The organism is Streptomyces sp. NPDC033270 (assembly GCF_055576575.1).
Genome location: NZ_JBVIRA010000002.1, coordinates 475211 through 488499 on the forward strand (window position 1 = coordinate 475211; position 13289 = coordinate 488499).

Annotated in this window: 10 protein-coding genes; 5 read left to right on the forward strand and 5 right to left on the reverse strand. The window is 71.2% G+C overall.

Annotation, left to right across the window (positions count from 1 at the left end; translation table 11 throughout):
- Positions 1-67 precede the first annotated feature (67 nt).
- Positions 68-1708: a citramalate synthase gene (gene cimA, locus ACZ5XZ_RS05595; RefSeq protein ID WP_468974807.1), complete on the forward strand. Its 1641-nt coding sequence runs from the start codon at positions 68-70 to the stop codon at positions 1706-1708.
- 87 nt (positions 1709-1795) lie between these two features.
- On the opposite strand, the gene ACZ5XZ_RS05600 is transcribed toward cimA, so the two are convergent.
- Positions 1796-2416 (reverse strand): YceI family protein, encoded by a 621-nt coding sequence (locus tag ACZ5XZ_RS05600; RefSeq protein WP_468974808.1) that lies wholly within the window; start codon positions 2414-2416, stop codon positions 1796-1798.
- Between the two features lie 255 nt (positions 2417-2671).
- On the opposite strand from ACZ5XZ_RS05600, the gene ACZ5XZ_RS05605 reads away from it, so the two are divergent.
- The 4 genes from ACZ5XZ_RS05605 to ACZ5XZ_RS05620 all read left to right on the forward strand — a co-directional run bounded on the left by ACZ5XZ_RS05605 (position 2672) and on the right by ACZ5XZ_RS05620 (position 8095).
- Positions 2672-5104: a polysaccharide lyase 8 family protein gene (locus ACZ5XZ_RS05605; RefSeq protein WP_468974809.1), complete on the forward strand. Its 2433-nt coding sequence runs from the start codon at positions 2672-2674 to the stop codon at positions 5102-5104.
- A gap of 219 nt (positions 5105-5323) precedes the next feature.
- Positions 5324-6907, forward strand: coding sequence for an acyl-CoA carboxylase subunit beta (locus ACZ5XZ_RS05610; RefSeq protein ID WP_384433791.1), 1584 nt, complete (start codon positions 5324-5326; stop codon positions 6905-6907).
- 55 nt (positions 6908-6962) lie between these two features.
- The gene (locus tag ACZ5XZ_RS05615) at positions 6963-7166 is read left to right on the forward strand and encodes an acyl-CoA carboxylase epsilon subunit (protein ID WP_384433788.1); all 204 of its coding nucleotides are present in this window, start codon (positions 6963-6965) and stop codon (positions 7164-7166) included.
- Between the two features lie 272 nt (positions 7167-7438).
- The gene (locus ACZ5XZ_RS05620) at positions 7439-8095 is read left to right on the forward strand and encodes a DUF4360 domain-containing protein (protein ID WP_468974810.1); all 657 of its coding nucleotides are present in this window, start codon (positions 7439-7441) and stop codon (positions 8093-8095) included.
- A gap of 168 nt (positions 8096-8263) precedes the next feature.
- Here the strand turns inward: ACZ5XZ_RS05620 and ACZ5XZ_RS05625 are convergent, their stop codons facing one another.
- The 4 genes from ACZ5XZ_RS05625 to ACZ5XZ_RS05640 form a co-directional block, all read right to left on the reverse strand.
- The gene (locus ACZ5XZ_RS05625) at positions 8264-8842 is read right to left on the reverse strand and encodes a GTP-binding protein (RefSeq protein ID WP_073447656.1); all 579 of its coding nucleotides are present in this window, start codon (positions 8840-8842) and stop codon (positions 8264-8266) included.
- On the reverse strand, positions 8823-9428 hold the full coding sequence (locus ACZ5XZ_RS05630; RefSeq protein WP_468974811.1) for a DUF742 domain-containing protein: 606 nt from the start codon (positions 9426-9428) through the stop codon (positions 8823-8825). The genes ACZ5XZ_RS05625 and ACZ5XZ_RS05630 overlap by 20 nt, the downstream gene beginning before the upstream one ends.
- Positions 9429-9512: 84 nt before the next feature.
- A complete protein-coding gene (locus tag ACZ5XZ_RS05635; RefSeq protein WP_468974909.1) occupies positions 9513-9926 on the reverse strand; it encodes a roadblock/LC7 domain-containing protein in 414 nt (137 codons plus the stop codon).
- 10 nt (positions 9927-9936) lie between these two features.
- Positions 9937-13080, reverse strand: coding sequence for a sensor histidine kinase (locus tag ACZ5XZ_RS05640; RefSeq protein WP_468974812.1), 3144 nt, complete (start codon positions 13078-13080; stop codon positions 9937-9939).
- Positions 13081-13289 lie beyond the last annotated feature (209 nt).

Sequence of the window (13289 nt, forward strand, 5' to 3'; positions counted from 1 at the left end):
GAGCATGGAGGGACGGTGGAACCGGTTATTCCGGTAGACCGAGACCCCCGACAGGAGCCAGACCAGCATGACGGACGCACACGCAGCCTCCCCGGCGCCCGCCCCCCGGCCCGCCGGCGCGGTGTCCGACGACTTCCATGTCTTCGACACCACGCTCCGCGACGGCGCGCAGCGCGAGGGCATCAACCTCACCGTCGCCGACAAGCTGACCATCGCCCGGCACCTCGACGACTTCGGCGTCGGCTTCATCGAAGGCGGCTGGCCCGGCGCCAACCCCCGGGACACCGAGTTCTTCCAGCGCGCCCGCGAGGAGATCGACTTCCGCCACGCCCAGCTGGTGGCGTTCGGCGCGACCCGCAAGGCCGGCGTCCGCGTCGAGGACGATCCGCAGGTCGCCGCGCTCCTCGCGTCCGGAGCCCCGATCGTCACGCTGGTCGCCAAGTCCCATGTCGGGCACGTGGAGCTGGCCCTGCGCACCACGCCGGAGGAGAACCTCGCGATGGTGCGGGACACCGTCGCCCACCTGCGCGCCCAAGGCCGCCGGGTCTTCCTCGACTGTGAGCACTTCTTCGACGGCTATGCGCTGGACGCGGTCTACGCCAAGCAGGTCGTCCGTGCCGCGAGCGAGGCCGGCGCCGACGTCGTGGTGCTCTGTGACACCAACGGCGGCATGCTCCCCGCGCAGATCACCGCCGTCGTACGGACCGTCCTGGCCGACACCGGCGCGCGGCTGGGGATCCACGCCCAGGACGACACCGGCTGTGCGGTGGCCAACACCCTGGCGGCGGTGGACGCCGGCGCCACCCACGTCCAGTGCACCGCCAACGGCTACGGCGAGCGGGTCGGCAACTCCAACCTCTTCCCGGTCGTCGCGGCCCTGGAGCTGAAGTACGGGCGCCGGGTGCTGCCGGAGGGCAAGCTCGCCGAGACCACCCGGATCTCGCACGCCATCGCCGAGGTCGTCAACCTCACTCCTTCCACCCACCAGCCCTACGTCGGCGTCTCCGCCTTCGCCCACAAGGCCGGGCTGCACGCCTCGGCCATCAAGGTCGACCCGGACCTCTACCAGCACATCGACCCGGCGCTGGTCGGCAACACCATGCGGATGCTGGTCTCCGACATGGCGGGCCGGGCCTCCATCGAACTCAAGGGCAAGGAGCTGGGCTTCGACCTGAGCGACGACCGCGAGCTGGTCGGCCGGGTCGTCGCACGGGTCAAGGAGCGCGAGCTGGCGGGCTACACCTACGAGGCCGCCGACGCCTCCTTCGAGCTGCTGCTGCGTCAGGAGGTCCGCGGCAAGGCGCTGCGCTACTTCGAGGTGGAGTCCTGGCGCGCGATCGTCGAGGACCGCCCCGACGGCACACACGCCAACGAGGCGACCGTGAAGCTGTGGGCCAAGGGCGAGCGGATCGTCGCCACCGCCGAGGGCAACGGCCCGGTCAACGCGCTGGACCGGGCGCTGCGGGTGGGCCTGGAGCGGATCTACCCGCAGCTGGCGCACATGGAGCTGGTCGACTACAAGGTCCGCATCCTCGAAGGCGCCCTGGGCACCGGCTCGATCACCCGGGTCCTGGTCTCCACCAGCGACGGCCGCGGCGAGTGGTCCACGGTCGGCGTCGCGGAGAACGTCATCGCCGCGTCCTGGCAGGCGCTGGACGACGCCTACGCGTACGGGCTGCTGCGCGCCGGGGTCGAGCCGCAGGAGTAGGCGGTACCGCCGCAGGCGACCGCGGCCCCGCACGGCCCTCGGGGGAGGGGCCGGCGCGGGGCCGCGGTGCTGTGCGGGGGCGTGCGGTCAGGCCTGCGGGGCCGCCTTGACCGCGGAGATGTCGAAGGTGAGCTTGACCTTGTCGCTGACCATCACACCGCCGGTCTCCAGCGCGGCGTTCCAGGTCAGGCCCCACTCGGAGCGCAGGATCTCGGCGCTGCCCTCGAAGCCGACCCGCTCGGCGCCGTAGACGTCGGTGGCCGAGCCGTTGAACTCCAGGTCGATGGTGAGCGGCTTGGTGACGTCCCGGAGGGTGAGGTCCCCGGTGATGCGGTAGCGGTCGCCGGCCACCCGCTCGGCGGCGGTGCTGCGGAAGGTCATCAGCGGGAAGGTCTCGGCGTCGAAGAAGTCGGCGCTGCGCAGATGGCCGTCGCGGTCCGAGATGCCGGTGTCGATGCTGGCGATCTCGACGTCGAGGGAGGCGGTGGAGCGGGCGGGGTCGGCGCCGTCGAGCGTGAGGGTGCCCTCGTACGCGCCGAACGCACCGCGGACGTTGGTGACCATGGCGTGCCGGACGGTGAAGCCGATGCTGCTGTGCGCCGGGTCGATGGTGTAGTCGCCGGTCAGTGCGGCGAGCGCGGGGTCCGCCTCGACGAGGGCGGCAGGGGCGGCGGTGTCGGCGGTGCGCTTGCGGGTGAACAGAGCCATGGCTCCTCCTCCGGGACGGATCAACAATGTTGTTTAACCTTCAACGAGATTCACCGTAGCCGCATCTAGTTCAACTTTCAACCTCTGTGGTGGTGGGTTCGTTCGGCCGGGGTGCGCGGGCCGGGTTCCCCCGGGCGGGTGGTGGTCGGCGTTGCGGCACGGCCGTTGCCGCTGCGCGGGAGCCCGTGCTAGACCATCGGGAACTCCCAAGTGCGCAGCGCCACACCCCAGTTGACGCCATGGAGAGGACCGACCGTGCCGCTCGATCCCGTCCCGTCCGCCTGGTCACGCCGAGGATTTCTCACCGCTTCCGCCGCGGGCGCGCTCGGCCTCGCCGCCGCCCGGCCCGCGAACGCCGACACCGGGAGCGACGCCCCCGTCGATGCCTACGCCGCCCTCCGGGCCCGCTGGTGCGAGCTCGCCCTCGGCACCGGCTTCGACCCCGCCGCGCCGCCGTACGCCGCCGTGCTCAAGGAGACCGGCGACCTCGCGGCCGCCTACCAGTCGGCGATGCGGCCGGCGGCCCGCTCGCTCTGGGACGACTGCCCCTACGATCCGCCGTCCGGCATCACCCGGAGCTACCACCGGCTGTGCACCATGGCCCACGCCTACGCCCAGCCCGGCACCGGCCGCACCGGCGACACAGCTCTCGCCGACTGCCTGGTCACCGGCCTCGACCACCTCGAAGCCACCGTCTACCACGCCGGCACCACCCGCTACGGCAACTGGTGGGAGTGGCAGATCGGCAGCCCCAGACTCCTCCTCGACACCCTCGCGATCCTCGGTGACCGCCTGCCCGGCGACGGGCTGCCCGGCGCACTGCGCGACCGCTGCCTCGCCGCCGTCGACCACTTCGTGCCCGACACCATGCTCGGCGACTACACCGGCACCAGCACCGGCGCCAACCGCGTCGACCTGTGCCGGGTGGTCGCGCTGCGCGGCGTCCTCGGCCGCGCCCCCGCCAAGATCGCACTGGCCCGGGACGCCCTCTCACCGGTCTTCCCCTACGTCACCGAGGGCGACGGCCTCTACGCCGACGGCTCCTTCGTCCAGCACTCCTGGGTCGCCTACTCCGGCACCTACGGCTACGTCCTGCTCGACGGCCTGGGCCGGCTGTTCACCCTGCTGCGTGACTCGCCCTGGCAGATCACCGACCCGGCCCGGCAGATCATCTTCGACAGCGTCGAGCGCGCATACGCCCCGCTGCTCCACAACGGCCTGATGATGGACAGCGTCAACGGGCGTGCCGTCAGCCGCGGTTATCTGCAGGGCGACGAACGGCGGGTGATGCGCAGCGACCACTACCACGGGCACGCGCTGATCGCCGCCGTCGGGCTGCTCGCCGAGGCCGCGAGCAGCGCCGAGCGGGCGCGCTGGCACGGCATGATCAAGGGCTGGATCGCCCGCGACACCACGCTGCCGGTCCGCACCGACCGGCAGTACGGCGTCGCCGACCTCGCCCGCCTGCACAAGATCGCCGACGGTCCGGCGGCCGCCGCCCCCGAGCCCGTGGGGCACCGCCTCTTCCCGGCCATGGACCGCGCCGTGCACCGCCGCCCCGGCTGGGCTGCGGGCCTGGCCATGGCCTCCGACCGCATCACGTACTACGAGAACGGCAACGGCGAGAACCCCAGGGGCTGGCACACCGGCGCCGGCATGCTCTATTGGTGGGGCGCGGACTTCGGGGGCGAGCAGTACACGGACGCCTTCTGGCCCACCGTCGACCCCTACCGGCTCCCCGGAACCACCGTGTCCACCAAGCGGCTCGCCGACAACGAGGGCGGCGGCTGGGGCGAACCCAAGCCCACCGCGCGCTGGGTCGGCGGCACCACCGACGGCGAGTTCGCCGCGATCGGCCAGGACCTGCGCGGCCTGTCCTCGACCCTCACCGCCCGGAAGTCCTGGTTCGCGCTGGCGGACTGCGTCGTCTGCCTGGGCGCCGGCATCAGCTCCGGCGACGGCGTGCCCGCCGAGACCGTCGTCGACAACCGCTGCCTGGGCGAGTACGGCACCGAGACGCTCACCGTCGACGGCGTGGCCCGGCCCGCCGTGCTCGGCCACCAGGACTCCTTCCCGTCCGCCCACTGGGCCCACCTCGCCGGGCACGGCGGCTACGTCTTCCCCGGCGGCGCCGCCCTGAACGCGCTGCGCGAGGCCCGTACCGGCTCCTGGCACGACATCAACGCCACCTCCTCCCGGCAGCCCTTCACCCGCCGCTACCTCACCCTCTGGCACGACCACGGCACCGATCCGGCCGACGCCCACTACGCCTACCTCCTGATGCCGGGTGCCACCCCCGCCGCCGTCGCGCGGCGGGCCGCCGACCGGCGCTGGCTGACCGTGCTCGCCAACGACGCCGGCCGGCAGGCGATCGCGGTCCACCCGCTCGGCGTAACGGCGGCGAACTTCTGGCGGGCCGGCCGGGCGGGGCCGCTCGAAAGCAGCGGTCCGGCGAGCGTGCTGGTGCGCGAGCGGCGGGACGGGGCGTGGGGGCGGACGGCCCGGCTGTGCGTGGCCGCCCCGGACCGCTCCGGCGATACGCTGGAGATCACCTGGTCGCGGCCGGTGCGCGCGGTGCCGGCCCACGATCCGGCGATCGAGGTGCTGGCCACGGGGCGGTCGCTGCGGCTGCGGCTGGCCCCCGGCAGGAGTTGCACCACCCACGCCTGCACGGTGCGGTTGCGCTGACCCCGGCCCGTCCCGCTCCCGCCCACCGCCGGTCACGACAACATCCCTGCGCTGTCGTTTGTCGGGCCCATACAGCACAGGAGCGCTCCCACCACCCGAACGGACGCGGGACGCGGGCCGGGTACAGGACGGTTCTGTACTGCCTGCCCACCAAAACGCATGGGACGTTGTACGAAACCGACATCGGTGTGCGGCCCCTCGCACACGTACCGTCGATACATGACCACTGTCGAAGATCTGCCCGCCGGCGCCACCGACGCCCGCGGGCGTGTCGCCGAGCTGCACGCCATCCGTGAGCAGGTCCGGCGAGGACCCAGCGAGCGGGCGACCGAAGCGCAGCGTGCCAAGGGCAAGCTGACGGCACGCGAGCGGATCGAGCTGCTGCTGGACGAGGGTTCGTTCAACGAGGTCGAGCCGCTGCGGCGGCACCGGGCGACGGGCTTCGGCCTGGAGGCCAAGAAGCCCTACACCGATGGCGTGATCACCGGCTGGGGCACCGTCCACGGCCGGACCGTGTTCACCTACGCACACGACTTCCGGATCTTCGGCGGTGCGCTCGGCGAGGCGCACGCCACCAAGATCCACAAGATCATGGACATGGCCATCCAGGCCGGTGCCCCGCTGGTCTCCCTCAACGACGGCGCCGGCGCCCGCATCCAGGAGGGCGTCTCCGCCCTGGCCGGCTACGGCGGCATCTTCCAGCGCAACACCAAGGCGAGCGGGGTCATCCCGCAGATCTCGGTCATGCTCGGCCCGTGCGCGGGCGGCGCGGCCTACAGCCCCGCCCTGACCGACTTCGTCTTCATGGTCCGCGAGACCTCGCAGATGTTCATCACCGGCCCCGACGTGGTGCGCGCGGTGACCGGTGAGGAGATCACCCAGAACGGCCTGGGCGGCGCCGATGTGCACGCCGAGACCTCCGGCGTGGCGCACTTCGCGTACGACGACGAGGCGACCTGCCTGGAGGAGGTCCGCTACCTCCTGTCCCTGCTGCCGGCCAACAACCGCGAGAACCCGCCGACGGTCGCCTGCGAGGACCCCGCCGACCGCTCCGGTGACGCGCTGCTGGACCTGGTCCCGGCCGACGGCAACCGCCCGTACGACATGCGCAAGGTCATCGAGGAGATCGTCGACGACGGCGAGTACCTGGAGGTCCACGAGCGCTGGGCGACCAACATCATCTGCGCGCTGAGCCGGCTCGACGGCAAGGTGGTGGGCATCATCGCCAACCAGCCGCAGTCGCTGGCCGGTGTGCTGGACATCGAGGCGTCCGAGAAGGCCGCCCGCTTCGTCCAGATGTGCGACGCCTTCAACATCCCGATCATCACCCTCCTGGACGTCCCGGGCTTCCTGCCCGGCGTCGACCAGGAGCACGGCGGCATCATCCGGCACGGCGCCAAGCTGCTCTACGCCTACTGCAACGCCACCGTCCCGCGGATCTCGATCGTGCTGCGCAAGGCCTACGGCGGTGCGTACATCGTCATGGACTCGCAGTCCATCGGCGCCGACCTGACCTACGCCTGGCCGACCAACGAGATCGCGGTGATGGGCGCCGAGGGCGCCGCCAACGTCATCTTCCGCAAGCAGATCGCCGAGGCGGACGACTCCGAGGCCATGCGCACCCGCATGGTCAAGGAGTACAAGTCCGAGCTGATGCACCCGTACTACGCGGCCGAGCGCGGACTGGTCGACGACGTCATCGACCCCGCCGACACCCGCCACACCCTCATCCGCGCCCTGGACATGCTGCGCACCAAGCACGCGGACCTGCCGGCCCGTAAGCACGGCAACCCGCCCCAGTAGCCACATCCCGCACCGCATCCGGCACCACGCCCACCGCGACGACGGAGAAGACACCGTGAACCCTGCCCATCGCACCGACTCCATCCGTGTGGAGAAGGGCCAGGCCAGCGAGGAAGAGCTGGCCGCCCTGACCGCCGTCCTCCTGGCCCGCGCCGCCCACCGGCCGGCCGCCCCGGCCGGCCCGCGCGCCACCGCCGCCCGCTGGCGCCGCCTGGAGCGCCAGAGCGGCTTCCACGGCGCCACCAGCTGGCAGCGCTGAACGACCGAGGAGTGACCGAGGGGCCCCGCACGAGCGCGGGGCCCCTCGGCGTTTTCGGACCCGGCCGACCCGGACCGCCGTGATGTGCGGCTCCGTCGCTTATCGGCCGCGGTGTTCCGGTTCGGCAGTCGGCGTCCGAATCAAGGCGTAGGTTCGCCCCAATCATCGGGAGCAGAGCTGTTCAAGCCGAGATCCCCGTGCTGGCATGCGCTCGTCATCCACTCCTGGTGTTCCCGCGCCGCGGGCCCTAGGACGACCGGAAGGAAGTGCCCATGCTCAGCACGCTCGGTGCTGGTGCCGCAGTGGCATCCCTGCTCCTCGCCGGATCGGCATCCCCCACCTCGCCGGCACGCGTCGGCGATGAACCGCCCACCGGAAAGATCACCATAACCGTCGCCACGGTCAACGGATCGGGCTGCAGACCCGGCAGCGCCGCGGTGGCCATCGCCCCCGACAACACCGCCTTCACCGTCACCTACAGCGAGTACCTCGCCCAGGCGGGCGGCTCCAGCAAGCCCACCGACGCCCGCAAGAACTGCCAGATCGCCCTGAACGTCCATGTCCCGCAGGGCTTCACCTACGCCATCGCCCGGGCCGACTACCGCGGTTACGCCTCCCTGGCCCCCGGCGCCAAGGGGCTGGAGCAGGCGAACTACTACTTCCAGGGCCAGCAGGAGACGGCCCGCAAGAGCCACTCCTTCACCGGTCCCTACGACAACAACTGGCAGACGGCGGACGAGACCGACATCGACGCCCTGGTGTACGCGCCCTGCGGCGAGGAGCGCTACTTCAACATCAACACCGAGCTCCGGGTGGACGGCAAGTCCGCGGACCCCAGGGCCACCAGCTTCATGGCCATGGACTCCACCGACGGCAGCATCAACACCGTGTACCACTTCGCCTGGAAGGAGTGCCCCGCGCGCCGGTGACGCCGCCGCGCCGGCCGCGGGCCCGCACCCGGCCGGGTACGGGCCCGCGGCCGGGTACGACGAAGGCCCCCGCACCCAAGAGGTGTGGGGGCCTTTCGTACGGCGCGAGCGGGCACGGGGAGCCCGTACGCGGCGCTGCGGTGCCCTGGGGCCCAGGAACGGCCTCGACTAGCGCAGGCGGGCCATCAGCGCGTGCTCGACCAGCGTGATGAGCGCGCTCTTGGCCTCGCTGCGGTGCCGGGCGTCGGTGGTGATGATCGGCGCGTCGGGGCCGATCTGCAGCGCCTCACGGACCTCGTCGGGCGTGTAGGGCTGGTGCCCGTCGAAGCCGTTGAGGGCGATGACGAACGGCAGGCCGCTGTTCTCGAAGTAGTCGACCGCCGGGAAGCAGTCGGCCAGGCGGCGGGTGTCCACCAGGACCACCGCGCCGATGGCGCCGCGTACCAGGTCGTCCCACATGAACCAGAAGCGGTCCTGACCGGGCGTACCGAAGAGGTACAGGATCAGGTCCTGGTCCAGCGTGATCCGGCCGAAGTCCATCGCCACGGTCGTGGTCGTCTTGTCCGGCGCGTGCGTGAGGTCGTCGATCCCCGCGGAGGCGGAGGTCATCACGGCTTCGGTACGCAGCGGATTGATCTCTGAGACGGCCCCGACGAACGTGGTCTTGCCCACGCCGAAGCCGCCCGCCACCACGATCTTCGCGGAGGTGGTGGAGCGGGCTGCACCGCTAGAGCTTGCGAAGTCCACTGAGCACCCTTTCGAGCAGTGTCACATCTGGCTGTCCGCCGGCGGTCTCGTCCCCGCCGGGCTGATGGATGGCGACGAGTCCGGCCTCCGCCAGGTCGGCGACGAGGATCCGGGCGACGCCGAGGGGGATGGAGAGAAGTGCGGAGATCTCGGCAACTGACTTGATCTCGCGGCAGAGGTGGCAGATGCGCTGGTGCTCCGGCAGCTGGCCCTGCAGCTTGGCGGGGTCGGCGGTCGTGCTGACCAGCGCCTCGATGGCGAGCTGGTAGCGCGGCCTGGTCCGGCCTCCGGTCATGGCGTACGGGCGAACGAGCGGGTTGTTCGCGCCGGTGGGGGAGGGCTCGGGTGCACGCCGCTGCGGCTGCACCGGCTGGATGCGCGGCGCCTGCGGCTGGTCGTACACCGACGGCTCGTACGGCTGGGAGCCGTACGGCCGTGGCTGCTGCTGCTGTGGCTGCGGCGGCTGGGGCCGCTGCGGCCGGCGGCTCGGCGCAGACGGGAAGTTGAAGCGGTTGTGATGGGTCTCGCCCACAGGTCCGGACTCCTGCCCGGAACCGTACGGGTATCCGCTAGGGGGCGTTGCCACGTCTCCTCCTCCAACTTGCCTGTCTGACGCCGGTCGCGCCACCGAACCATAAGGCGCGGGGGCGGGAAACGCACTGCCTGTCTGTTAGTTGAGAAGACTTCCCTGCAGTTCGGCGCGCAGGTCCGGCGTCAGGACGCTACCCGCACGGTCGACCAGCAGGGCCATTTCGTAGCCGACCAGACCGATGTCGCACTCGGGGTGCGCGAGCACGGCCAGCGACGATCCGTCAGAGACGGACATGAGGAAGAGGAAGCCGCGCTCCATCTCCACCACGGTCTGGTTGACACTCCCGCCCTCGAAGATGCGGGAGGCGCCGGAGGTCAGCGAGGTCAGCCCGGAGGCCACCGCCGCCAACTGATCGGCTCTGTCCCGAGGGAAGCCCTCGGACATGGCAAGGAGGAGACCGTCCGCGGAGACCACGACCGTGTGCGACACCCCAGGGGTGTTCTCCACGAAGTTGGTGATCAACCAGTTCAGATTCTGCGCCGCCTGGCTCATCGGGCTCACACTAACGCTCCTGATCGTAGGTGCTGCCGGGGCCGAAGCCCTGTTGGTCATTCTGGGGGACCCCGGAGGGGTCCGTGCCGACGCTGCGTCCCTGCTGGACACCGCGGCGCAGGTTGCTCAGCCTGCCGCGGACGTCCTCCGGGGCGCGGGAGACCTGGGGGCCACCCTGTGGGGTCTGCTCCGCGGCGCCTTCGACCAGGTTGGCCTTGGGCACTCGCCGGGGGAGGCCGGAGGCCGTGACCCCGCCCGCCTTCGGCTCGCGCAGCCGCTCCGCCCGCTCCCAGCGCTCGTCGTTGGAGCTGCGCCAGTCCGAGCCGTCCTGGCCGGTCTCCGGCGTGCCCCGTTGCTGCTGAACCTGCGGTGCCTGCTGGTCGCGGCCTCCGCGGCGCGGAAGGCCGACGTCCGTCAGCGAGGGGGCGTCGCTCGGTGTGGGGCCCGGACGCTCGAATGGTACGCGCTCAGGGGCTTCAGCGGGAGCGGCAGTTGTATTCCGGTCAGATTCCGCTTCGGTCCCGAAGTAGCCCTCGAATGCGGGGCGTTCGGCCCATTCGTCCGGCTGTGCCGGTTCGTGGGAGACGTATGGCTGCTGGCCGGTGGTCTCCGCGGAGCGCGGATCGCCGAATGCCTGGTTGCCGTGCGACCGGTCGTCGTAGAGCGGTTGATCGGCTTCCGCATACGCCTGGGGGGCGAAATCCTGGGACGAAAAGTCCTGGGACGGGAAATCCTGGGACGGGAAACCCTGCGACGGGAAATCCTGGTAGCCGGTGGCGGGCGCCTGGTCGCGGAAGAGCGGGTTGCTCACGCCCTGGCCGTCGGCCGGCTGCTCGCCGCCCGCCTGGGCCTCCAGGGCCGCCCGGCGCTCCTCGCGCATCAGCGAGCGGCCCACCATGTCCAGGTCGCCGCCGTCCGGCAGGCTGTAGCGGCTGTCGTCGAAGCCCAGCTCGGCGGCGGTGCGCTGCTGGCTGTCGTACGTCGGGTGCTGGTGCTCGGGCACGATCCGGGAGACCGTGAAGTCGTCCTCGAACTGCTCCTCGCCGCCACCACCGTGGGTGATCGCCTCGGGCAGCATGACCAGGGACGTGGTGCCCGCCTGCTCGCCGGAGGGGCGCAGCTGCACCCGGATCCCGTGCCGGTCGGCCAGCCGGCCGACCACGAACAGGCCCATGCGCTGTGAGATCGCGGCGTCCACGCTCGGCGGGTTGGCCAGCTTGTGGTTGATGTCCGCGAAGTCCTCGGGGGTCAGCCCGATGCCCTTGTCGTGGATCTCGATCATCACCCGGCCGTCGGGCAGACGCGTCGCGGCCACCCGCACCTTGGTCTGCGGGGAGGAGAACGTGGTGGCGTTCTCCAGCAGCTCGGACAGCAGGTGGATGAGGTCGGTCACGGCGGTGCCGTGGATCTCGCTCTCGGGGACGCCGGTGAGGTCTATTCGCTCGTACGACTCGACCTCACTGATCGCCGCGCGCAGCACGTCCACCAGCGGCACCGGCTGGTTCCAGCGGCGGCCGGGCTCCTCGCCCGCGAGGATCAGGAGGTTCTCGCCGTTGCGGCGCATGCGCGTGGCGAGGTGGTCGAGCCGGAAGAGACTCTCCAGCTGGTCCGGGTCCGCCTCGTTGTTCTCCAGGTCGGTGATCAGCTCCAGCTGGCGCTCGATTAGGCCCTGGTTGCGACTGGAGAGGTTGGTGAAGATCGCGTTGACGTTGCCCCGCAGCAGCGCCTGCTCGGCGGCCAGCCGGACGGCCTCGCGGTGCACCTGGTCGAAGGCGCGGGCGACCTCGCCGATCTCGTCGGTGGTGGCGATCGGGATGGGCGTCACGCGGGTGTCGACCCGGCCCGGGTCGGTCCGCGAGAGCTGGTCGACCAGCATCGGCAGCCGCTGCTCGGCGACGCCGAAGGCGGCGTTGCGCAGCTGGCGCATGTTGCGGCTCATCCGGCGGGCCATCAGCCCGGCCACGACGAACGCGATGATCAGGGCGGCCAGCACGATCGCGGAGTCGACGAAGGTGGCCTGGCGGGCGTCGGCGGAGATCTGCGCCGCCTCGTCCACGGCCTTGTTCGCCAGGTCCTTCTCGATGGACCGGTACATGTTGAACTTGCCGGTTGCGGCCGTGAAGTAGGCGTCGGAGGTGACGCCCTTCGGGCTGAGCGCCTCCGGCGCCGCGCCGGTGCCGATCCAGGTGCCCATCTGGTCGATCGACGGCGGGGTGCGGAAAGGCTGGTTGGCGGCCTGCGCCTGCTCCTTTGCACGTGCGATCTTCTGCTGGGCGGCCTGCTTGAGCGCCGCCGCGTCGTTCTTCAGCCGCGCGACGTCCTCGGGCGTGCCGCCGGAGGTGTACTCGCCGATGGCGATGCCCTCCAGGTAGCGGTACGACGCGAAGGCGGTCAGCTGCAGCTTGTGCTCCTTGCCGCCCTGCGGGGACGCCGGGTCGACCAGGAGGTGGGTGCCGATGGACCGCTGCAGCGACACGGCGGCCTTGGCCAGCGAGACGGCGTAGACGGTACGGCCGTAGGAGGTGATGTTGCCGGTGCCCAGGCCGAGTTCGTTGGCGAACTCCATCAGCGGGTGCTGGACCTCGACATAGCCCTCTTCGGTCTGCGCACCGCGCAGCTTGGAGGTGAAGGCGGCCGCGCGCAGCTGTTGGAGCTTGGGCTCGGTCTTCTCGAACGAGGCGAGCCGGCGGTTGAGGCCGGGCTTGTCCGGCATGGCCTTGGCGGCCTGGTGGAACGCGTCGGCGGCGGCGTCGGTGGCGTCCCGCGCCTGCTGCACGACCGGGTCGTCCTTCTTGCCCTGGAGCAGCGGCGCCGCGGTGCGGTCCCGCTCGTCGATCAGGGCGTTGCTGTAGGAAAGCGCGGCGCGAACGAGCTTCGCGGTGTTCTCCGCGTCCTGCGCCTCCCGCCAGGTGGTGAGCGAGCTGTCCACCCGCAGGCCACCCAGGACCAGGGCGACCAGCACCGGGATCAGCAGAATGGCGTTCAGGCGGGTCGCCACGCGCCAGTTGCGCGGGGAGTACCTACCGCCGCTCACCGGAGGCTTGGCGACCGTGTTCTCGGACGCGTCGGCAGCCGGTACGCCACCTCTGGGTGGCGGGGTGAAGTTGCCCCGCCGCGGCTCCTGCGGCTCGGGGCTCGACTTGCTTCGCCTCACTCGACCAACAACCTCTCGGCGCCGGCACTACCTGCTGTGCCGTTTCTTCTGGGCGTTCCTACTCCGGAGTTCAGCGAATTTCAGCACGTCAGGGCGGTGCGTTCCAAACACTGGACAAAGCCGGGGGAGGGCCGGAAGAGCCTTAGATAAAAGGGGCGTTAAGGGCGAGCCGCGCCAAAATGCAGGCGCTCCGTGCGCGCAGCGAAGCC

Coding starts and splice junctions, on each gene's coding strand:
- cimA (WP_468974807.1), top strand. CDS start 68: ATGACGGACGCACACGCAGCCTCCCCGGCGCCCGCCCCCCGGCCCGCC.
- ACZ5XZ_RS05620 (WP_468974810.1), top strand. CDS start 7,439: ATGCTCAGCACGCTCGGTGCTGGTGCCGCAGTGGCATCCCTGCTCCTC.
- ACZ5XZ_RS05610 (WP_384433791.1), top strand. CDS start 5,324: ATGACCACTGTCGAAGATCTGCCCGCCGGCGCCACCGACGCCCGCGGG.
- ACZ5XZ_RS05600 (WP_468974808.1), bottom strand. CDS start 2,416: ATGGCTCTGTTCACCCGCAAGCGCACCGCCGACACCGCCGCCCCTGCC.
- ACZ5XZ_RS05635 (WP_468974909.1), bottom strand. CDS start 9,926: ATGAGCCAGGCGGCGCAGAATCTGAACTGGTTGATCACCAACTTCGTG.